At 74.9% G+C, this 21,069-nt stretch carries 15 protein-coding genes; 13 read left to right on the top strand and 2 right to left on the bottom strand.

Annotation, left to right across the window (positions count from 1 at the left end; all coding sequences use genetic code 11):
• Positions 1 to 11: 11 nt before the first annotated feature.
• The 12 genes from ACWEPF_RS01160 (at position 12) to ACWEPF_RS01215 (ending at position 16,794) form a co-directional block, all read left to right on the top strand.
• A complete protein-coding gene (locus ACWEPF_RS01160) occupies positions 12 to 2,660 on the top strand; it encodes a YCF48-related protein (protein ID WP_452170894.1) in 2,649 nt (882 codons plus the stop codon).
• Positions 2,660 to 3,283, top strand: a complete 624-nt coding sequence (locus ACWEPF_RS01165; RefSeq protein WP_452170895.1) for an RraA family protein — start codon at positions 2,660 to 2,662, stop codon at positions 3,281 to 3,283. The genes ACWEPF_RS01160 and ACWEPF_RS01165 overlap by 1 nt, the downstream gene beginning before the upstream one ends.
• Before the next feature lie 166 nt (positions 3,284 to 3,449).
• A complete protein-coding gene (locus tag ACWEPF_RS01170; RefSeq protein ID WP_452170896.1) occupies positions 3,450 to 5,051 on the top strand; it encodes an amino acid adenylation domain-containing protein in 1,602 nt (533 codons plus the stop codon).
• 46 nt (positions 5,052 to 5,097) lie between these two features.
• Positions 5,098 to 6,483, top strand: coding sequence for a citrate/2-methylcitrate synthase (locus ACWEPF_RS01175; RefSeq protein ID WP_452170897.1), 1,386 nt, complete (start codon positions 5,098 to 5,100; stop codon positions 6,481 to 6,483).
• Positions 6,480 to 8,981 carry an aconitate hydratase AcnA gene (acnA, locus tag ACWEPF_RS01180; RefSeq protein WP_452170898.1) on the top strand — a complete coding sequence of 834 codons (2,502 nt, stop codon included), beginning with the start codon at positions 6,480 to 6,482 and terminating at the stop codon, positions 8,979 to 8,981. The genes ACWEPF_RS01175 and acnA overlap by 4 nt, the downstream gene beginning before the upstream one ends.
• Positions 8,978 to 10,357 carry a DUF6025 family protein gene (locus ACWEPF_RS01185; RefSeq protein ID WP_452170899.1) on the top strand — a complete coding sequence of 460 codons (1,380 nt, stop codon included), beginning with the start codon at positions 8,978 to 8,980 and terminating at the stop codon, positions 10,355 to 10,357. The genes acnA and ACWEPF_RS01185 overlap by 4 nt, the downstream gene beginning before the upstream one ends.
• Entirely contained in the window at positions 10,354 to 11,376 is a 1,023-nt protein-coding gene (locus ACWEPF_RS01190) for a mandelate racemase/muconate lactonizing enzyme family protein (RefSeq protein ID WP_452170900.1), read from the top strand. Before ACWEPF_RS01185 ends, ACWEPF_RS01190 begins: the two co-directional genes overlap by 4 nt.
• Positions 11,369 to 12,337, top strand: coding sequence for a D-2-hydroxyacid dehydrogenase family protein (locus ACWEPF_RS01195; protein WP_452170901.1), 969 nt, complete (start codon positions 11,369 to 11,371; stop codon positions 12,335 to 12,337). Before ACWEPF_RS01190 ends, ACWEPF_RS01195 begins: the two co-directional genes overlap by 8 nt.
• 75 nt (positions 12,338 to 12,412) lie before the next feature.
• Positions 12,413 to 13,762, top strand: coding sequence for an LLM class flavin-dependent oxidoreductase (locus tag ACWEPF_RS01200; protein ID WP_449796106.1), 1,350 nt, complete (start codon positions 12,413 to 12,415; stop codon positions 13,760 to 13,762).
• Positions 13,759 to 14,262, top strand: coding sequence for a flavin reductase family protein (locus tag ACWEPF_RS01205; protein WP_452170902.1), 504 nt, complete (start codon positions 13,759 to 13,761; stop codon positions 14,260 to 14,262). The genes ACWEPF_RS01200 and ACWEPF_RS01205 overlap by 4 nt, the downstream gene beginning before the upstream one ends.
• Positions 14,263 to 14,265: 3 nt before the next feature.
• Positions 14,266 to 15,498: an ATP-grasp domain-containing protein gene (locus ACWEPF_RS01210; protein ID WP_452170903.1), complete on the top strand. Its 1,233-nt coding sequence runs from the start codon at positions 14,266 to 14,268 to the stop codon at positions 15,496 to 15,498.
• Positions 15,499 to 15,540: 42 nt separating this feature from the next.
• Positions 15,541 to 16,794 (top strand): ATP-grasp domain-containing protein, encoded by a 1,254-nt coding sequence (locus ACWEPF_RS01215; protein WP_452170904.1) that lies wholly within the window; start codon positions 15,541 to 15,543, stop codon positions 16,792 to 16,794.
• Positions 16,795 to 16,829: 35 nt separating this feature from the next.
• Here ACWEPF_RS01215 and ACWEPF_RS01220 read toward each other — a convergent pair whose 3' ends face one another.
• Entirely contained in the window at positions 16,830 to 17,492 is a 663-nt protein-coding gene (locus tag ACWEPF_RS01220) for a response regulator (protein WP_452170905.1), read from the bottom strand.
• Positions 17,467 to 18,639, bottom strand: coding sequence for a sensor histidine kinase (locus ACWEPF_RS01225; protein ID WP_452170906.1), 1,173 nt, complete (start codon positions 18,637 to 18,639; stop codon positions 17,467 to 17,469). The genes ACWEPF_RS01220 and ACWEPF_RS01225 overlap by 26 nt, the downstream gene beginning before the upstream one ends.
• Before the next feature lie 177 nt (positions 18,640 to 18,816).
• Between ACWEPF_RS01225 and ACWEPF_RS01230 the strand changes: the two genes are divergently transcribed.
• Positions 18,817 to 21,006, top strand: coding sequence for an MMPL family transporter (locus tag ACWEPF_RS01230; RefSeq protein ID WP_452170907.1), 2,190 nt, complete (start codon positions 18,817 to 18,819; stop codon positions 21,004 to 21,006).
• Positions 21,007 to 21,069: the final 63 nt, after the last annotated feature.

The following is a 21,069-nucleotide window of genomic DNA, read 5'->3' on the forward strand; positions in this document are numbered from 1 at the left end:
AGGTGAAGATGATGATCTGCAACATCGCTCCGCGGAGCGTGAACCTCCAGGGCGTCTGCCGGGTGGACGACGCGCACGCCTGGGCCGCCGGGGACGGCGGCATGATCCTGGCGACCGCCGACGGCGGCCGCAGCTGGCACGCCCAGGGGGAGACGGACAAGGACCTGCGGGCGGTCTGCTTCGCGGACACCCGGACCGGCTGGATCGCGGGGCGCGACGGCACCCTGCTGCACACCGTCGACGGCGGTGCGCACTGGGAGCGGCGGGAGACCGGCACCGACCGCAACCTCTACGGAGTCTCCTTCGCCCCCTCCGGCCGGGTCGGCTGGGCCGTCGGCGACAGCGGCGTCATCCTGGTCTCCGTCGACGGCGGCCGGACCTGGAGTCCGCAGTCCTTCGAGGAGACCCACTACACCCGGTGCTTCGCCCTGGACGAGCGGACCGCCTGGGTGATCGGCAAGCACGGCAGCATCCGCACCACCACCGACGGCGGCGCCACCTGGGCGGCCCGGCCGAGCACCACCACGGTCGACCTGCGCGGCATCCACGCCGTCCCCGGCGGGGCGGTCTGGGCGGCGGGGCGGGGCGGCACCGTGCTGCGCTCCACCGACGGCGGAGCGAGCTGGGCCGCGGCCGAGACCGGGACCCACCTCGACCTGTACGGCCTGTGGGCCGCTCCGGACGGCCGCCGGGTCTACACCTCGGGCGACGACGGAGTCCTGCTGGCCTCCGAGGACGGCGGGCTGAGCTGGGCGGTGCTGCCGACCGGCACGGCCAAGGACCTCGTCGCGCTGGTCTTCGCCCCCGAGGGCGACCGCGGCTGGGCCGTCGGCGACAGCGGCACGATCCTCAACACCCGCGACTCCGGGTCCGGTTGGACCCCGCAGCTGAGCGGCATCCACAAGGACCTGGTCGGCGTGCACGGCACCGGCGCCTCCGCCTGGGCGGTGGGGCAGGACGGCCTGCTCGCCGTCACCGCCGACGGCGGCGCCACCTGGCAGGCCCCGGCCACCGGGACGGACGAACTGCTGTGGGGCGCCCACGTCCTGACGGACCGGCGGCACGGCTGGGTGGTCGGTGCGGCCGGGACGGTGCTGGCCACCGGGGACGGCGGCGCGAGCTGGCAGCGCCAGGACGGCGGCACCGACCGGACGCTGTACGCGGTGCACTTCACCGACCGGGAGCGCGGCTGGGTGGTCGGTGCGGCCGGGACGGTGCTGGCCACCGAGGACGGCGGCGCGAGCTGGCAGCACCGGCAGCTGCCGGGGGACGAGTCGCTGTACGCGGTGGACTTCGCGGACGAGAAGCGCGGCTGGGTGGTCGGTGCGGCCGGGACGGTGCTGGCCACCGAGGACGGCGGCGCGAGCTGGCAGCACCAGAGCACCCCGGTGGCGGGCAGCCTGACGGACCTTCACGTCCTGGACGGCGACACGGTGTGGGCGGTCGGCCGCGACGGCGCCCTGCTGCGCACCGTCGACGGCGGCGCGCACTGGGAGCGGCGCGAGAGCGGTACCGGACTCGCCCTGTGGGGCGTCTCGTTCACCGCCTCCGGCGAGCACGGCTGGGCGGTCGGCGACGGCGGCACCGTGCTGGCCACGGCGGACGGCGGTGCCACCTGGGCCCGGCAGGAGAGCGGGGTGGCCGGCAACCTCAAGGCCGTCCGGGCCGCGCCCGACGGCTCGTGGGTCCACGTGGTGGGTGACGGCTCGTCCGTGCTCACCAGCGAGGACCTGGGCGCCGGTTGGCGCAGCGGCGTCGCCTCCACCGGCCGCAACCTCTACGGCCTGCACGTCTTCGCCGAGGACGGCCGGGGCGCCGGCGGCTGGGTGGCCGGGGACGGCGGCACCCTGCTCGGCTCGCGCGGTGCCCGGTGGGCGCCCCGGCCGAGCGGCACCCCCGCCAACCTGTACTCCGTCTCGCCCGCCGGCCGGGACGCCGCCTGGGCGGTGGGCCGGGCCGGCACCGTCCTGGTCACCCGGGACGGCGGTGCGAGCTGGCAGCGGCAGCCCAGCGGCAGCCTCAAGGACCTGCTGGAGGTGCACGCGCGCCCGGACGGCCGCACCGGCTGGGCGGTCGGCGACGGCCCCACCGTGCTCGCCACCACCGACGGCGGCGCCACCTGGGTCCACCAGGCCCTCCCCGAGCCCGACGGCGCCCTGTGGGCGGTCGACTTCGCCGACGACCGGACCGGCTGGGCCGTGGGCACCGGTGGGAAGGTCTTCGGCACCCGGGACGGCGGCGCGAGCTGGGAGCTCCAGCCCGGCGGCGTCGAGGACGACCTGATCGACGTGCACGCCGTCGACCCGCTGACCTGCTGGGCGGTGGGCCACCGCGGCACCGTGCTGCACACCCGGGACGGCGGCCGCAGCTGGCAGCGCCGGGACGCGGGCACCCGGCAGAACTTCACCGCCGTGCACTTCTCGCCCGACGGCACCACCGGCCGCGCCGTCGGCCGCAGCGACACCGTCGCGACCACGCTCGACGGCGGCGCCAGCTGGCAGGCCGGCACCACCGGTTCGGGCGTGTCGCTCTGGAACGTCCGCGTGGTCTCCGCGCGGGAGTCGTGGATCGTCGGCGACGAGGGCACCGTCCTGTCGACCGCCGACGGTGGCACCACCTGGGACCAACACCTCTACAGCCCGGAAAAGGATGCAATCTGATGGTTCAGCACAATGAATTCCAGGACATTCCGACGACCACGCTGGCCGATGTCCTCGGCCGCGCCCAGGTCATGGACATCGGTGTCCGCCCGCTCTGGTCCGGAATGGAGCGGACGGCCGGTCCGGCATTCACCGTGAAGTGCCCGCCCGGCGACAACCTGATGCTGCACGCCGCCATTTACCGGGCCGAGCCCGGCGCGGTGATCGTGGCCGAGTCCGGCGATCTGGACTACGCGCTGGCCGGGGGCAACGTCTGCGCCGTCGCGCAGCGCCGGGGCGTGGCCGGCTTCGTCCTGGACGGGCTGATCCGCGACGTGGCCGAGGCGCGCGAGGCGGGCTTCCCGGTGTACGCCCGGGGCGTCATCCCGATCCCCGGGACCAAGGAGGGACTGGGCGAGCACGGCACCGAGGTGCGCTGCGGCGGCGTTCTGGTCGGTCCCGGGGACATCGTGGTGGCCGACGAGGAGGGTGTCGTCGTGGTGCCCGCCGCCCGCCGTGAGGAGGTGCGGGCCGCAGCCCTGGCCAAGCTCGCGAAGGAGGCCGCCGAGACCCTGGACGACTGGGAGGCGGCGCACCGCGCGAAGATCGAGAAGGCCCTGAAGGACACCGGCTTCGAGGGCTGACGGATGTTTTTCCGGACACCCCGGGGAGATTTTCCCCCCGGGGTGTCCGGCGTTTTCCGGGGCGCGTGAATTGTCGTGGGATAAATGGGCTCAACCGTGCCCGGGGGCTTTGGCGCGACTAATGTCGTACCCGTCCAGTTGCCGATGTTCGGATGTTCGGATCGAGATGACCACTGCACTGAAAGCACCTCTGGGCGCAGGCCTGCTTGAGCACGCGCGCATCCGCCCGGACCACATCGCCCTGACCGTCGGGCGCCGGGACCACACGTACCGGGAGGCGGCCGAGACCGCCCGCCGCTGGGCCGCGCTGCTGGTCGAGACGGCCGGTGGCCGTCCGGCCCGGGTCGGGGTGTTCGCCCACCGCAGCGAGGCCTCCTACCTGGGGGTGGCCGCCGCGCTGTGCGCCGGGGCCGCCTTCGTGCCGCTGAACCGGCGGTTCCCGCTGGAGCGCACCCGCGCCATGCTGGAGCGCGCCCGGGTGGACGCGCTGATCGTGGACGCCGGCTCGCTGCCGATGCTCGGCGAGCTGCTGCGCGGCCTGCCGTACCGGCCGGTCGTGCTGCTGCCCGACGTGCTGCGCGGCGCCGCCGGCGACCTGGGCGGTGCCCGGGTGCTCGACGCGGCGGACCTCGCGGCGGCCGCGCCGCTGGAGGACCTGCCGGAGGTCGGCCCGGAGGACGTCGCCTACCTGCTCTTCACCTCGGGCAGCACCGGCACCCCCAAGGGCGTGCCGGTCACCCACGGGAACGTACGGGCCTTCCTCGACGCCAACCAGGCCCGCTACCGCCTCACCCCCGCGGACCGGCTGACCCAGACCTTCGACCAGACCTTCGACCTCTCGGTCTTCGACCTGTTCATGGCCTGGGAGCACGGCGCCCGGCTCTGCGGGATGGACCCGATCGAGCTGCTGGCCCCGTACAAGTACCTGGAGCGCAACGAGATCTCGGTCTGGTTCTCGGTGCCCTCGGTGGGGGCGATGCTGCGCAAGCGCGGCTCGCTCAAGCCGGGCTCCATGCCGACGCTGCGCTGGAGCCTGTTCTGCGGCGAGGCGCTGCCGCGCGCGACGGCCGAGGCCTGGCAGGCCGCCGCTCCGCACTCGGTGGTGGAGAACCTCTACGGCCCGACCGAGCTCACCATCGCCTGCACCGCCTACCGCTGGGACCCGGAGCGCAGCCCAGCCGAGTGCGTGCACGAGAACGTGCCGATCGGCCGCCCGTACCCCGGCCTGCACGCGCTGGTGGTGGACGAGGCGCTGGCCCCGGTGCCCGAGGGCGAGGCCGGCGAGCTGTGCGTGGCGGGCCCGCAGACCACGCCGGGCTACTGGCAGGCTCCGGACCTGACCGCCGAGCGCTGGTTCGAGCGGGCGGGGCGGACCTACTACCGCACCGGTGACCTGGTCCGGCTCCAGGGCGAGGACTACGTCTGCCTGGGACGCAACGACCAGCAGGTCAAGGTCGGCGGCTACCGGATCGAGCTCGGCGAGATCGAGGCGGTGCTGCGCCGGGCGGGCGCCGTCGAGGCGGTGGCCCTGCTCTGGCCGGACGAGGAGACCATCACCGCCGTCGTCTCCGGAGCAGGGGACAGCGGCGCCGGGGACACCGACGCGCTGGCCGCGGAGTGCGCGGACCGGCTGCCCGGGTACATGGTGCCGCGCTCGGTGCGGGCCATCGAGCAGATGCCGGTGAACGGCAACGGCAAGGTCGACCGGGCGGCGCTGCGCCACTGGCTCGACGAGCGGCAGGACGCCGTCGGCCGGGCCCGGGTCTGACCCCGGCCGCGACAGGCCACAACGAGCACATCCAGGAGGGGAATTCATGAGCAGCGTCGAGCACTTCGTCGCGCGCACCCTCGGCATCGCCGAGGAGCTCGTCACCGACGAGCTGGAGTACCAGTCGATCCGGGAGTGGGACTCCCTGGGCCACGTCACGCTGATGGTGGCGCTGGAGCAGGAGTACGGCGTCACGGTGGACGACGACTGGACGCTGGCCCTGCGCAGCGTCGGCTCGATCCGCGCCTTCGTGGCCGGCGGCGAGCCGGAGCCCGCCGCCGAGGACGCCGCGACGGGAGAGCGGCACACCGTGCACCGCGGCCTGGAGGGCGTGAGCTTCGACCGGACCGCCGTCACCCGCATCGACGGCGCGGCCGGGGTGCTCGAGTACCGCGGCTACGGCATCCACGACCTGGCCGAGCGCGCCTCGTACGAGGAGGTGGCCTACCTGCTGGTGCACGGCGAGCTGCCCGAGGCCGCCGAACTGGAGCTGTTCGCCAAGGAGTTGGCGGCCGCCCGGCAGCTGCCCGGGCCGGTGCTGGAGCTGGCCCGCACGCTGGCCCACGCGCATCCGATGGAGGCGCTGCGCACCTGTGTCTCGGCGCTCGGCGCCTTCGGCCCGCGGCGGCCGGCCGGCACGGACGAGAGCCTGGCGGAGGCCCGCGCGGCCGGGATCGAGCTGATCGCCCGCATCCCGATGATCGTCGCGGCCCACCACGCCTACCGCTCGGGCCGCGAACCCCTGCTGCCGGACGGGGAGTTGTCGTACCCGGAGGCCTTCCTGACCGCGCTGCTCGGCGAGCGGCCGAGCCCGGCCGCCGTCCGCTTCGTCAACAAGGGCTTCATCGTCCACGCCGACCACAGCTCCAACGCCTCGGCGTTCACCGCCCGGGTCGCGATCGGCAGCCGCTCCGGCATGACGGCCGCGCTCACCGCCGCCGTCGCGGTCTTCGCGGGCTCGGTGCACGGCGGCGCGGCCGAGCGGGTGGTCGGCCTGATCGACCAGGTCGGCAGCCCGGAGAACGCCGAGGCGTACGTGGCCGACCTGCACGACCGGGGCGAGCCGGTGATGGGCTTCGGCCACCGGGTGTACCGCACCGAGGACCCGAGGGTGCGTCATCTGCGCTCCACCGTGGTCGAGTTGAGCGAGGAGCGCGGCGACAGCCGGGGTCTGGAGATCCTGGACGCGGTGGCCGCCGCGATGGGCCCGCGCGGCCGCCACGGCGTGGCCGCCAACGTCGACCTGTACGCCGGGCTCGCCTACCGCCTGATGGGCCTGCCGGACGACCTGGCCGTGCCGCTCTTCGTGGTCGGCCGCACCGCCGGCTGGGTGGCCCAGGCGCTGGAGCAGCAGGCCAACAACGTGCTGATCCGCCCGCTGCTCGACTACGTCGGCCCGCAGGGCCGGGCGTATCCGGGGGCGGCCCGATGACCGTCGACCTTCCGGACTTCGCGCGGCGTGCCGGGTTCGAGCTCGGCGCCGTGCCCTACACCGGCCGGGTGCTGCTCGAACAGCTGCTCAGGGCAGGGGAGTCGGACCTGGCCGCGCTGCTCGGCGAGCGGCTCGCCCGGGGCGAGGAGCCCGGCCTGGAGCTGCCCTTCCGCCCGGCCCGGATCCTGGTGCAGGACTACACCGGCATCCCGCTGCTCACCGACCTGGCCGCGCTGCGCAGCCGGGTCGACCGGCCCGGCCGGGTCAATCCCGCGCTGCCGGTCGACGTGGTGGTGGACCACTCGGTGCAGGCCGACCGGGCGGGCGGCCCGGACGCGCTGGCCCGCAACGAGGCACTGGAACTGAGCCGCAACCAGGAGCGGTTCGCCTTCCTCAAGTGGGCAGAGCAGGCCTTCGACGGGCTGCGGGTGACCGAGCCCGGCCGGGGCATCGTGCACCAGGTCAACCTGGAGCGGCTGGCCACCGTGGTCGCCGAGGGCCCGGACGGGCAGCTGTACCCCGACACCGTGATCGGCACCGACAGCCACACCACCATGGTGAACGGCCTCGGGGTGCTCGGCTGGGGCGTCGGCGGCCTGGAGGCCGAGGCGCTGATGCTGGGCCTGGCCCAGCCGATCCGGATCCCCGCCGTGGTCGGCGTCCGGCTCACCGGGCAGGTGCGGCCGGGGACTTCGGCCACCGACGTGGTGCTGGCGCTGACCGAGCGGCTGCGCCGCGAGGGCGTGACCGGCCTGATGCTGGAGTTCACCGGCCCGTCGGTGGCCGCGCTGAGCGCCCCCGACCGCTGCACCATCGCCAACATGGCGCCCGAGTACGGCGCGATGACCGCGTACTTCCCGGTCGACCGGGAGACGCTGGACTACCTGCGGCGCACCGGCCGCGGCGCGGAGCACGTCGAGCGGGTCGAGCGGTACTGCCGCGCACAGCGGCTGTTCCGCGAGGAGGCCGAGCCGCGGTTCGGCCGGGTGGTCGAGTTCGACCTCGGCGAGGTCGGTCCCGCGCTGGCCGGGCCGAGCCGCCCGGACCAGCGGATCGCGCTGGGCGGTCTGCCCGGTTCGTTCGCGGCCCTGCACCAGGGGCCGTACCGGACCTCGGGCGGGGTCACCGACGGGGACGTGGTGATCGCCGCGATCACCTCCTGCACCTCGACCTCCAACCCGCGGGCGATGCTGGCCGCCGGGCTGCTGGCCCGCCGCGCCGTGGAGCGCGGCCTGACCGTGCCCGGGCACGTCAAGACCAGCCTCTCGCCCGGCTCCCGGGCCGTCACCCGCTACCTGCGCGCCAGCGGCCTGCTGGCCGATCTGGAGCGCCTGGGCTTCCACGTCGCCGGCTACGGCTGCATGACCTGCAACGGCGGCAGCGGCCCGCTCAACGAGGGCGTGGGCACGGCGGTCGACGAGGCGGCCCTGACCGTGGCCGCCGTGCTGAGCGGCAACCGCAACTTCGAGGGCCGGGTGCACGGGCAGGTGCGCGCGGGCTACCTGGCCTCCCCGGCCCTGGTGGTCGCGCTGGCCCTGGCCGGGAGCGTACGGGTGGACCTGGAGTCCGAGCCGCTGGGCACCGACCGCGAGGGCGCGCCGGTGCACCTGCGGGACCTCTGGCCCGATGACGAGGAACTGCGGTCCCTGGAGGAGGAGTTCGCCACCGTCGAGCTGTTCACCGAGCCGGAGCCGGCCGGTGCCGCCTGGCAGGCGATCGCCGCCCCGGAGGGCGAGGTCTTCGCCTGGGACGAGCGCTCCGGCTACCTGCGGCTGCCCGCCTACGTCGACCCGGCGGCCCCGCTCGGAACGCTGCGCGGCGCCCGCGCGCTGCTGGCGCTCGGCGACGACGTCTCGACCGACCACATCTCGCCGGTCGGCGCGATCGCGCCCGACTCCCCGGCCGGCCGCTACCTGAGCGGCCTGGGCGAGCGGGAGTTCAACTCCTTCGGCGCGCGGCGCGGCAACCACGAGGTGATGGCCCGGGGCGCGTTCGGCAACCCCAGGCTGCGCAACCACCTGGTCGGCGAGGGCGACAGCGGCGGCACCACGCTGCACCTGCCCGGCGGCGAGCGGCTGCCGGTCTACGAGGCGGCCGAGCGCTACCGCGCCGAGGGCACCCCGCTGATCGTGCTCGCCGGGCGCAACTACGGCATGGGCTCCTCCCGCGACTGGGCGGCCAAGGGCCCCTGGATGCTGGGCGTGCGGGCCGTGCTGGCCGAGGGCTTCGAGCGGATCCACCGCGCCAACCTGTGCGCGATGGGCATCCTGCCGCTGCTGCTGCCCGAGGGCTGGGCCGCACTCGGCCTGACCGGGCGGGAGGAGTACGAGTTGGAGCTGGACGGGGTACGGGAGAGCGGCGAGGCGCGGCTGACCGCCGCCGGACGGAGCGTCACCCTGCGGGCCGACGTGCGGTCGGCCGGGGAGTGGGAGGTGCTGCTCGCGGGCGGCACCCTGCCCCACCTGCTGGAGCGGCTGCGGGCGGAGGAGGCCCGGTGAACGCGCACGTGCTCGACCGGCTCGGCCTGCGGGCGGCGGCTGCCGCCGACGCGCTCGCGGCCGGGGCCAAGACCTTCCAGCCGGTGCACGTCGGCACCCACGACGTGCCGATCGGCACCGTGCTGGCCGCCCTGCGGGAGGACCCGTCCCTGCTGCCGCCGCGCACCGGCCACCTGGGCAACTGGGCCGACATCGCGGCCGGCCGCTCCGGTCCGATGGACTTCAACACCGCGATCTGCGGCGCCGGTTACGGCTATCCGCTGATCTACGGCTTCACCCGCACCGAGGCCGAGACCGAGGGCGGCGACGAGGCCTACCAGCCCGGCTCGGTGATCGAGCGGGGCGAGCGGGAGACCCTCGCCCTGTACACCTGGGACGGCACCGGCTTCGCCCGGCGCGACCGCTCCCGCCCGCTGTTCTGCCCGCTTGTGCAGGCCGAGGTGGACGGTGAGCTGGTGCCGCTGGTCGAGGTGCACTGGCGGCGGATGCTGGAACTGCCCGGCTACCGCTTCAAGCAGTGGGCCGCCGCCCTGGTGGAGAACGCGCCGCTGGTGGTCGACATGCTCACCCTGCTCCTGGAGCAGGCGGCGGCCCAGGGCCGGAACCAGGCCTTCGCCGAGCTGATCAGCCAGGCCGTCCGGCTGGACGGCGAGGTGGCCCGCTGCGACCTGGTCCCCGACGGCACCGGCTACCTGCTCGACGGCCACCGCTTCGGCTCCGCCCGTGCGCTGGCCGAGGCGGTGCTGCTGACCGTCCGCGCGCTGGTCGAGCCGCGGGAGTTCTTCGCGCGGATCGGCGAACTGCCGTCGGTCCTCCCGGTGATGTCGCTCCAACTGACCAACGTGCTGTTCGGGATGCTGGACATGCACCACCCGGACGCGCCGGCCGGAGCGCCGGAGCGCCCGTTCATCACCCACCTGCACTGGGGGGCCCGGGCGATGGCCGGCTGCCCGCCGCGCCGCGGCGGCTACTTCTCGCGCCGCTCCACCGTGCGCTCGCTGCGGGCCATCACCGACCCGCTGGTGCGCCACTTCGAGCAGGCCTCCCCGCTGGCCTTCGTCCTGCTGCCCGCCCAGGCGTTCATGCTCTGCCCGCCCAGCACCTCGCCGGGCGACGCCGAGCTGCTGGCCGGCCTGTTCCACCGGGTGCGGGCGGCCGGACCGGACGACGCCTACGGGACGACGCTGGGCTGGCTGGACGGGCACGGCGAGCGGCTGTCGGACTACCTGCGCGGCCGCTTCCGCGGCGGCAGCGGGGTGCCGGCCGACGGCGCGCACCGCGAGCCCGCCGTACCGGTCGAGCCGGAGGGCTTCCACGAGCTGACGTTCCGCCAGGCCTGCGGCGCCGTCGCCGCGTTCGAGGAGGTGTGGGGGTGAGGTTCCGTCAGTACGGGATCGTCGTCCCGCTCAAGGAGGCCTTCGCCAGCAACACCGGTGTCATCACCGAGGTCCGCCAGAGCGTGGTCGAGCTGAGCTGGCAGGGGCTGACCGGGTACGGCACCGCGCGCGGGGCGGACCCGGACGAACTGGCGGCCTGCGCGCCGCTGCTCGAGGACGCCTCGCCGTACGGACTGCGGCAGCTGCTCGGGCGGCTCGCCTCGGCGGGCATCGGCCCGGCGGCGGCCTCCGCCGTCGACCTGGCCCTGCACGACCTGCTCGGCAAGGCCTGCGGCCAGCCGCTGCACCGGATCCTCGGGCTCGACGGGCTGCCCGTGCCGCCCACCGCGCTCTCCATCGGGGCCTGCCCGGACGAGGAACTGCTCGCCAAGGGCAGGGAGTTGGCCGACTGGCCGGTCCTCAAGCTGAAGTTCACCCCGGAGGACGACGGCAGCCGGGCCGGGCTGCTGCGATCGGTCTACGCCGGGCGCATCCGGGTGGACGGGAACGGCTCCTGGGAGCCCGACCAGGCCCTGCGGGTCGCCCGCGAGCTGCACCGGCACGGCGTCGAGCTGCTCGAACAACCGGTCGCCCCCGGCCGGTTGGACGATCTGGGGTGGGTGCACGAGCGCTCGCCGGTGCCGGTCTTCGCCGACGAGGACTGCACCGGGCCCGAGTCCGTGCCGGCGCTGCGCGGCCGGGTGCGCGGGGTCAACCTCAAGCTGGTCAAGTGCGGCGGTCTGGAGCGCGCCCGCGAGGCGATCGTCCTGGCCCGGGCCTGCGGTCTCCAGGTGATGCTCGGCTGCAAGGTCGAGAGCAGCCTCGGTGTCACCGCGATGGCCCAGCTGGCACCGCTGGCCGACCACCTGGACCTCGACGGACCGGTCGGCCTGGCGGCCGACCCGTTCGACGGCCTCGGCATCGACCGCGGCACGCTCACCATCCCCGGGGCGCCCGGCCTCGGCGTCGCCCCCGACCCGATGTTCCACCGAGAAGACGGAGAAGACCGACATGGCTGACACCACGCTGCGCTGCGCCGTACTGGACGACTTCCAGGCGGTCGCCACCACCGTCGCCGACTGGAGCCCGCTGGCCGGCCGGGTGGAGGTCACCAGCTTCACCGAGCACTTCGGCAGCGAGGACGAACTCGCCGACGCGCTGGCCGACTTCGACATCGTCGTGACCCTGCGCGAGCGGGTTCCGTTCCCCGCCCCGCTGCTCGACCGGCTGCCGCGGCTGCGGCTGCTGATCGCCTCCGGGATGCGCAACTCGGTGATCGACTACGCCGCGGCCGAGCGCAACGGCGTCACGGTCTGCGGCACGGCCAGCTCCTCGACCCCGCCGGTCGAGCTGACCTGGGCGCTGCTGCTCGGCCTGGCCCGGGGCATCGTGACCGAGGCGACCGGGCTGCGCGAGGGCGGGCCCTGGCAGCAGACCGTCGGGGCCGACCTGCACGGCAAGCGCCTCGGGCTGCTGGGCCTCGGCAAGATCGGCTCCAAGGTCGCGCAGGTGGCACTGGCCTTCGGCATGGAGGTGGTCGCCTGGAGCCAGAACCTGACGGCCGAGCGGGCCGCCGAGGTCGGCGTCCAGCTGGCCTCCTCCAAGGAGGAGTTGCTGGCCACCAGCGACTTCGTCTCGCTCCACCTGGTGCTCGGCGAGCGCACCCGCGGCCTGCTCGGCGCCGCCGAGCTGGCCCTGCTCAAGCCGACCGCGTACCTGGTGAACACCTCGCGCGCCGGTCTGATCGACCAGGACGCGCTGCTCGCCGCCCTGCACGCGGGCAGCATCGCGGGCGCGGGCGTGGACGTGTACGACGTCGAGCCGCTGCCGACCGGCCACCCGCTGCGCACCGCGCCGCGCCTGCTGGCCACCCCGCACCTCGGCTACGTCTCCGAGCTCAACTACCGCACCTACTACGGCGAGGCCGTCGCGGACATCGAGGCCTGGCTGGACGGTGCCCCCGTCCGCCTCCTCGGCTGAACCACCCCCGCCGAACCACCTGCGCCGTCCCGCTCGGCGCCACCCTCCCAGACTTCCGCATTGGAGTACCCACCGGTGAGCCAGAACCGCCGCATGATGAAGCTCGGCGCCTTCCTCCCCGCCCCCGGCCACCACGTCGCCGCCTGGCGCCACCCGAACGCCCGGCCGGACGGCGGCCTGGACTTCGACTACTACTGCTCGCTGGCCAAGGCGGCCGAGCGCGGCAAGTTCGACATGATCTTCCTCTCCGACGGCGCGGGCGTGCGCACCAAGTACAAGGACGCCGACGAGCTCAGCCGCCAGGGCCGGATGGTCCACTTCGAGCCGCTCACCCTGCTCTCCGCGCTGGCCGTGCACACCGAGCACATCGGACTCACCGCCACCGCCTCCACCACGTACAACGCGCCGTTCACGGTGGCCCGTCAGTTCGCCTCGCTGGACCACCTGAGCGCCGGCCGCTCCGGCTGGAACGTCGTCACCTCCGCCACCGACGCCGAGGCCCGCAACTTCAACCTGGACCGGCAGCCCGAGCACGCCGCCCGCTACCACCGCGCCCGGGAGTTCATGGAGGTGGTCACCGGCCTCTGGGACAGCTGGGAGGACGACGCCTTCCTCTACGACAAGGAGTCCGGCCGCTTCTTCGACCCGGAGAAGCTGCACATCCTCGGCCACCGGGGCGAGCACTTCTCCGTGCGCGGCCCGCTCAACGTGGCCCGGCCGCCGCAGGGCCACCCGGTGATCGTCCAGGCCGGGTCCTCCGCCGACGGCCAGGACTTCGCCGCCCGGTGGGCCGAGGTGGTCTTCACCGTGCAGCAGACCCTGGAGCAGGCCCAGACCCACTACCGCGGCCTCAAGGCGCAGGTCGCCGCGCACGGCCGCGACCCCGAGCACGTGAAGATCATGCCCGGTGCCTTCATCGTGGTCGGCCGCACCCAGGCCGAGGCCGAGGACAAGTACGCCACCCTCCAGGCCCTGGTCGACCCGGTGGTGGGCCTCGGGATGCTCTCGTACCAGCTCGGCATGGTCGACCTCTCCGGCTACCCGCTGGACGGTCCGCTGCCCGAACTGCCCGCGGTGGAGGGGAGCGCGGGCAAGCAGGCGGTGCTCTACGAGCAGGCTCGTCGACAGGGCCTGACGATCCGTGAGCTCTACCTGTCCGTCGCCGCCGGGCGCGGCCACCGCTTCCTGCTCGGGACCCCGGAGGTGATCGCCGACCAGCTGGAGGAGTGGTTCCTGAACGAGGCCGCCGACGGCTTCAACATCATGCCGGACTACCTGCCGGACGGCCTGGACGCGATCGTCGACCTGCTCGTCCCCGAGCTCCAGCGGCGCGGCCTGGTCCGCCGCGAGTACGAGGGCCGCACCCTGCGCGACCACCTCGGCCTGCCCCGGCCCGACTTCTCCTCCTCGGTGGTGACGGCGTGACCGGCGTCGACTCCACCGCCCTGCGCTCGGTGCTGCGTTCGCACGCGGCCGGTGTCGCGGTGCTCACCGCCGCCGGGCCGGACGGCCGCCCGGCCGGGGTCACGGTGACCTCGTTCAGCTCGCTCAGCGCCAGCCCGGCACTGGTGTCCGTCTCGCTCGCCGAGACCTCCAGCACCTGGCAGCTGATCAAGGACTGCGACTGGTTCGGCATCCAGCTGCTCGGCGCCCACCAGGCCGAGCTGGCGATGCGCTTCGCCACCCCCGGGGCCGACCGGTTCGCCGCGCCCACCGCCTGGCGGCGCGGCCCGCACGGGGTGCCACTGCTCGACGACTGCCTCGCCTGGCTGGTCTGCTCCCCGTACCACCAGGTCAAGTTGGGCGACCACCACCTGCTCGCGGGCGCCGTCGAGCAGGTCGAGCACGGCCTCCCGGGCGAGAGCCTGGTGCACGTGCACGGCGCCCTGCGTCCCGTCCTGACCGCCACCCCTTCGAGGATCTGACCCATGCCCAGGACCCTGGTCCTCTCCCGCCAGCCGCTCGCCTCCCGCCCGCTCCAGGACTGGCTGGACGACACCGCCGAAGGCGTCGTACTGGTCACCACCGCCAAGGCGGTCGCCGGTACCGAGGCCGGGCTCGCCGAGCACTTCCCGCTGCACCGCCTGGTGCCCGACTACCACGGCTGGTCCACCGAGCAGTACGCCGAGGAGGCCGCCCGCGCCTTCGGGGCCGAGCTGATCGCCAGCACCAGCGAGAGCGACGTGCTGCGGGCCGCCCGGCTGCGCGAGCGGCTCGGGCTGCCCGGCCAGGGCGTGGCCTCCGCCACGGCCTACCGGGACAAGCTGGTGATGAAGCGGCTGGCCGCCGGGGCCGGGATCGCCGTTCCCGCCCACGCCCCCGTCGACAGCCCGCAGGACCTCTGGGCCTTCGTCGAGCAGCACGGCCTGCCGGCCGTGGTCAAGCCGCGCCTGGGCGCCGGCGCCGAGGGCGTCGCCATCCTGCGCGAGGCGGCGGACGTGACCGCCTTCCTCGCCCGCGAGCGCGAGTCCGAGGTGCCGTACCTGCCCGGGCAGTGGATGGCGGAGTCCTTCGTGGCCGGCGAGTTCTTCCACGTGGACGGCATCATGCGGGACGGCCGCGTGGTGCACGCCTGGCCCGGCCAGTACAGCGGCGGCCTGGCCGAGCGCATCCGCGACCAACTGCACGTCGGCAGCGTGCTGTTGGGGCCCGAGGACGAGCGCACGGCGGTGCTGCTCGCGGCGGCCGACGCGGTGGTCGCGGCCCTGCCCGCCGCACCGCTGCCGCTCGCCTTCCACCTGGAGCTCTGGATCGACGCGAGCGGCACCCCCGTGCTGTGCGAGATCGCCAGCCGGGCGGGCGGTGCGCTGATCGCCGAGGCGTACGAGACGGCCTTCGGCGTGCAGCTGGCCCGGGAGGGACTGCGGGCCCAGTGCGGTGCCGCACTCGTGCTGGACGAGCAGCCCGCGCGGCCGGCGGTCGCCGTCGGCTGGGTCCTGCTCCCGCCGGGGCACGGCAGCTTCGCGCCGCCCGCCGGGCCGTGCCCGGTGCCCGGGGCCGAGCTGACCCTGCTGATCGAACCCGGCGCCGAACGGCGCGGCGTGGAGCACGTCTCCGACGCCGCCGCCCAGCTCTTCGTCCGTGCCGGGACCGCCGACCTGGTCCGCGAGCGGCTCGCCGCGGCCATCGAGTGGTGGCACGCGCACGCCGCCTGGCACTGACCTCCCTCCTGCCCTTCCCTTCCAGCTGCTGAGGAGCACCTGATGTCCGAGCACGTCCTGATCGTCGGCCCCGGCCGTGACTTCCCGGCCCGCCTGCGCGCGGCCGGGCCCGGCACCGAGACCACCGTCATCTGCCAGGTCGAGTACCTCGCCAAGGTCCGTGAGCCCGGCGCCAACGCCCGGGTGCTCGGCGCCCGCGGCGACGACCCCGCGGAGTGGGTGGCCCTGGCCGCCGCCGCCCACGCGCGGCACCCCTTCACCCGGATCGCCACCTTCGGCGAGCGCGACCAGGACCACTACGCCGCCATCGGCCAGGCCCTGGGCCTGGCCGCGCACACCCCCGAGACCGTCGAGCTGGTGCACGACAAGGGCCGGATGCGCGAGCGGCTGCGCGCGGCCGGGATCGACTCCACCGCCAGCGCCCGGGCCACCGACGTCGACGGCCTGCTCGCCTTCGTCCGCGAGCACGGCCTGCCCTGCGTGGTGAAGCCGGTCGCCAGCTCCGGCAGCGCCGGCGTCACCAAGGTCACGACGGAGGACGGGCTCGCCGGGGCCTTCGAGCGGGCCGACGGCAGCTACCTCGGGCTCGGCCACAGCGGCGTGCTGGTCGAGGAGTACCTGGAGGGCACCCAGTACAGCGTCGAGGCCTTCTCCGAGGACGGCGAGCACCAGGTGGTCGGGATCACCCTCAAGTACTCCGACCCGGTGGGCTTCGTCGAGCTCGGGCACGTCTCACCCGCCCCGCTGACGGACGGTCAGGCCGAGGAGGTCCACGCCTACGTCGGCCGGGTGCTCGACGCCCTCGGCATCGCCGCCGGCCCCACCCACAGCGAGGTCGTGCTGACCGCGAAGGGCCCGCGGCTGATCGAGACCCACGTGCGGATGGGCGGCGACCAGATCCCGCTGATCACCCTGGAGGCGACCGGCGTCGACATCGACGACTGCGCCGTGCGCCAGACCCTCGGCGAGCCGGTCCTGCTGGCCATCCGCGCCGCCCTCGCCTCCGCCGCCGGGCGGCCCAGCTCGGCCATCTGGTTCGGCGCGCTCGACACCACCGGCGTCCTGGAGACCGTGTCCGGCCTGGACGAGGCCCGCGCCCTCCCCGGCGTGACCGAGGCCGCCGCGCTGGCCAAGCCGGGCGCGACCGTCGGCGGCCTCCAGCACTCCGAATCCCGCGTCGCCTACGCCCGCGCCCTCGCCCCCACCCCCGACGAGGCCGTCGCCGCCGCCCGCGCGGCCGTCGCCCGCCTGGAGTTCACCGTCCGCGCCCGCTGCACGGCCGCCACGACGGTCTGACCGGGGCGGCGCGTGCTGACGGTCCGGCAGCCGGCTCAGGTGCCCGGGAGGATGCGGCGCGTCTCGTAGGCCCACATCGCGATCTCGACCCGATTGCGGGCGCCGAGCTTGGCCATCAGGCTGGCCAGGTGCGTCTTCACCGTGCTGAGGCTGATGTGCAGGGCATCGGCGATCTCGGTGTTGGTCAGGCCGCGGGCGACGGCGAGGAGGACCTGTTCCTCGCGGGCGGTGACGGGGGAGACCGGCTGGACCGCGGGCCGGCCGGCGGGCAGGTCCGCGAAGGCCCGGAGCAGACGGATGGTGACGCTGGGCGCGATCAGCGCCTCACCGCCGGACGCCGACAGCACGGCCTGGGCCAGCAGGTCCGGCCCGGTGTCCTTGAGGAGGAACCCGCGGGCGCCGGCCCGCAGTGCGCCGTAGACGTACTCGTCGAGGTCGAAGGTGGTGATGACGACCACGGCCAGCGGGTCGGCGACGCCCGGGCCGGCGACCAGCCGGGTCGCCTCCAGCCCGTCGACCACGGGCATGCGGATGTCGAACAGGCAGACGTCGGGGCGCAGTTCGCGGGCCAGGCGGACCGCTTCCCGTCCGTCGGCGGCCTCGCCCACCACCTCGATGCCGGGCTGGGCGTTCAGCAGGATCCGCAGCCCGGTGCGGATGATGGTCTGGTCGTCAGCGACGAGGACGCGGATGGACACCGCCGTCGGTCCTCCCTCTCGGCAGCTCGGCTTCGACCTGCCAGCCCCGGTCGGCGCCGGGGCCGGCTCGTAGTGTGCCACCGAGCAGGGCGGCGCGCTCGCGCAGCCCGGTGAGGCCGTACCCGTCGCGGCCCCGGCCGGTGCGCCGGCCGTCGTCGCGCACGCTCACCCGTACCGCGTGCCGTTCCGCGACGACCCGGACGACCACCTCGGTCGCGTCGGACGCGTGGCGCAGCGCGTTGGTCACCGACTCCTGCACGATCCGGTAGACGGCGGCGTCCACGGCCGGGGGCAGCGTGCCCAGTTCGCCGTCGAGCCCCAGGTCGACCCGGAGGCGGCCGCCCGGGGTGCGCACCAGGCGCTCCAGGTCCGCGACCCCGGCGGGCGGCGTGAGTTCGGCTCCGGCCCCGCGGTCGCGCAGCGCGGCGACCATGGCCCGCATCTCCTCCAGCGTGCGCGCCCCTTCCTCCTCGACCCCCTCCAGCGCCTCGACGGCGGCGGACGGGTCGGTGCCGGCGAGCACCCGGCCCGCCTGGGCGAGGATCACCATGGCCGAGACGTGGTGGGCCACCGTGTCGTGCAGTTCCCGGGCGAGCTGCTCGCGCTCGCGCGACCGCAGCTGCTCCAACTGCCTTGCACGAGCGGTCACTTGGAAGCGCACCGCAGCCCCGAGCAGGCCGGGCAGCCACAGGAAGACGAAGCCCCCGACCTGTTCGGCGGCCGGGGTCCCGTCCACGGAGGCCGCCAGCGCGAAGGCCGTGAGGATCACCGTGCCGCCCAGCACGATCTCCCGTCCCGACCCCCACCGGAGCAGCGCGTACACCAGCGCCAGCACGACCACGCTGCTGTCCAGGCCGACCGGCTCGCGCGGTGCGGCGATCAGCGAGACCAGCTGGAGCACGATCACCGAGCCGAACGCCAGCAGGACCGTCGCCAGCGGGTGGGTCCGGCGCCACAGGGCCAGCAGGCACAGCCCCGCGGCGGACACCACTGCCACCGGCCGCCACACGAGGTCCTCGCGCAGGGCGCCCTCCAGCGCCACGGCAGCCAGGCCCGCGGCGACCAGTGCCCAGTCCCGCCGCACCCGGGCGGGCGGGTCGGGCGGCCTGGGCTCGGTCCACAGGGTTCGCAGCTCGTCTCGCAGCACGGTCCTCAGCCTCGGGGACCGCGCGGCTGCGCGCATCGGCCGAAAGGACGGGTCCGCACCCGGCCCCGGGGCCGACTCATCCGCGGCCCGTGGGTCGATGCCGCCGCGCCCCGTGACGACGAACCTCGGCATCGGGCGGCCGCGCAAGGACGGCCGACGCGGTGGTTGGAGGACCCGATGCTCTCAAGAGCCCTGCTGCGCCTGGGCACAGGCGCAGCCCGCCGTCCCTGGCGGGTGATCGCGGCCTGGCTGGCCGCCGCCACGCTCGCCGTCCTCGCGGCCGTCGCCTTCGGCGGGCGGAACGCGGACGCGATGACCGCTCCGGGGCTGGACTCCCAGCGGGCCGCGCAGCTGATCGAGCGGGCCGGCACCGGCCAGGAGGGGATGACCGCCCAAGTGGTCGTCACCCCCCTCGACGGCGCCGCGACCTTCGTCGACCACGACGGTGCGCGCACCGCCCTCACGCGGCTGCGGGCCGAGGTGCAGCGGCTGCCGCACGTGCTCGGCACGAGCGACCCGGTGGCGGCACTCGACGCGGGCGGGGACACCGCCGTGCGCGGCGGCCTCGTCTCGGCCGACGGGCGGATCGCGGTCGTCCGGGTGCAGTACCCCGACCAGAGCCGGCTGTCGTCCGAGGACCTCGACGCCCTGGTCGGCCTCGGCGACCGGCTGCGCGCCGAACTGCCGCTGCGCATCGAGATGGGCGGGAGCCTCTTCTACGCCTTCTCCGAACCCGACGGCGGCGCCGGCGAGTTGATCGGCCTCCTCGCCGCGGCCGCGATCCTGTTCCTGGCCTTCGGGTCGCTCGTCGCCGCCGCGCTGCCGATCGGCATGGCGGTCTTCGGACTGACCGTCGGGGTCGCCACGATGACGGTACTGGCGGGGGTGACGGACGTCCCGACCTTCGCCCCGGTCCTGGGCAGCATGGTCGGGCTCGGCGTGGGCATCGACTACGCGCTCTTCGTGCTCGCCAGGCACCGGGAGCACCTCGCGGACGGGCTCGACCCGCGCCAGGCGGCGGGGCGGGCGGTGGCCACGGCGGGGAGGCCCGTGGTCTTCGCCGGCGGCACCGTGGTCGTGTCGATCCTCGGCCTGGCGGTCGCGGACGTCCCGTTCATGACGGTCGGCGGGCTGGCCGTCTCGATCGTCGTCCTGATCATGGTGGCCGCGTCGGTGACGCTGCTGCCGGCCTTCCTCGGCGCGGCCGGCCCGCGCCTGGCCGGGGCGGGCCGGATCGGCCGCGCCCTGAAGAGGCGGTCGGTCCCGGCGGCGGGCGCCGACCGTGCCGCCGGGTGGCGCCGCTGGATCGGGCACGTCAACCGGCACCCGGTGCCGTACGCGGTCGGCGCGGCCGGGCTGCTGCTGACCGCCGCGCTCCCCGTGCTCGGCCTGCGCGTCGGCCTGCCCGACGACGGCTCGATGCCGGTCGGCCGTACCGAGCGCCGGGCCTACGACCTCGTCGCCGAGGGGTTCGGCCCGGGCACCAACGGACCGCTCGTCATCGCCGCGGACACCGCCGGCGACCCGGGAGCGCTGGACCGGCTCGTCGCGGCGGTCGCGGCGGACCGGGGCATCGCGTCCGTCGCACCGACCCACGTCGACCGGGCCGGAGGCATCGCGACCCTCCTGGTGTTCCCGACCACCGGCCCCCAGGACGAGGCCACCGCCGACACCATCGCCCGGCTGCGCACCGACGTGCTGCCCGCGGCGACCGGCCCCGGCCCGGCACGGGCCCACGTCGGCGGAGCCGCCGCGAGCCTCTCCGACGTGGGCCGGCGCACCAGCGAACGCCTGCCGCTGCTCGTCGCCACCGTGCTGGCGACGTCCTTCCTGCTGCTGATGCCGGTCTTCCGTTCGGTCCTGGTCCCGCTCAAGGCCGTCCTGCTGAACCTGCTGAGCATCGGCGCGGCCTACGGCGTCCTGGTCGCGGTCTTCCAGTGGGGCTGGGGAGGCGCACTCATCGGGCTGGAGGCGACGGTCCCGATCGTGTCGTTCATCCCGATGTTCCTGTTCGCCATCCTGTTCGGCCTGTCGATGGACTACGAGGTGTTCCTCCTCTCCCGCGTGCGGGAGGAGTACCTGCGCACCGGCGACAACGGCACGGCGATCGTCGAGGGCGTCGCGGGCACCGCCCGGATCATCACCTCGGCGGCCCTCATCATGGTGGCGGTCTTCGTGTCCTTCGCCGTCGCCGAGGACCCCTCCACCAAGATGTTCGGACTCGGCCTGGCCACCGCGATCCTCATCGACGCCACGGTCGTGCGCATGGTGCTGGTGCCGGCGACCATGACGCTCCTCGGCCGGGCCAACTGGTGGCTGCCGAGGTGGCTGGACCGTCTGCTCCCCGGCGGTCCGGGGCCCACGTGAGGACGGGACCGCCGCCCGGGTGCGCGGACGCCGGCGAGCGCGTGGGTCCGGTACCGCCCCCCG

The sequence above is a fragment of the Kitasatospora sp. NPDC004289 genome (assembly GCF_053602875.1).

Bases quoted from the DNA above. Each gene is read 5' to 3' on its own strand.
- ACWEPF_RS01160 (WP_452170894.1), top strand. From the start codon at position 12: ATGATCTGCAACATCGCTCCGCGGAGCGTGAACCTCCAGGGCGTCTGC.
- ACWEPF_RS01165 (WP_452170895.1), top strand. From the start codon at position 2,660: ATGGTTCAGCACAATGAATTCCAGGACATTCCGACGACCACGCTGGCC.
- ACWEPF_RS01170 (WP_452170896.1), top strand. From the start codon at position 3,450: ATGACCACTGCACTGAAAGCACCTCTGGGCGCAGGCCTGCTTGAGCAC.
- ACWEPF_RS01175 (WP_452170897.1), top strand. From the start codon at position 5,098: ATGAGCAGCGTCGAGCACTTCGTCGCGCGCACCCTCGGCATCGCCGAG.
- acnA (WP_452170898.1), top strand. From the start codon at position 6,480: ATGACCGTCGACCTTCCGGACTTCGCGCGGCGTGCCGGGTTCGAGCTC.
- ACWEPF_RS01195 (WP_452170901.1), top strand. From the start codon at position 11,369: ATGGCTGACACCACGCTGCGCTGCGCCGTACTGGACGACTTCCAGGCG.
- ACWEPF_RS01210 (WP_452170903.1), top strand. From the start codon at position 14,266: ATGCCCAGGACCCTGGTCCTCTCCCGCCAGCCGCTCGCCTCCCGCCCG.
- ACWEPF_RS01215 (WP_452170904.1), top strand. From the start codon at position 15,541: ATGTCCGAGCACGTCCTGATCGTCGGCCCCGGCCGTGACTTCCCGGCC.
- ACWEPF_RS01230 (WP_452170907.1), top strand. From the start codon at position 18,817: ATGCTCTCAAGAGCCCTGCTGCGCCTGGGCACAGGCGCAGCCCGCCGT.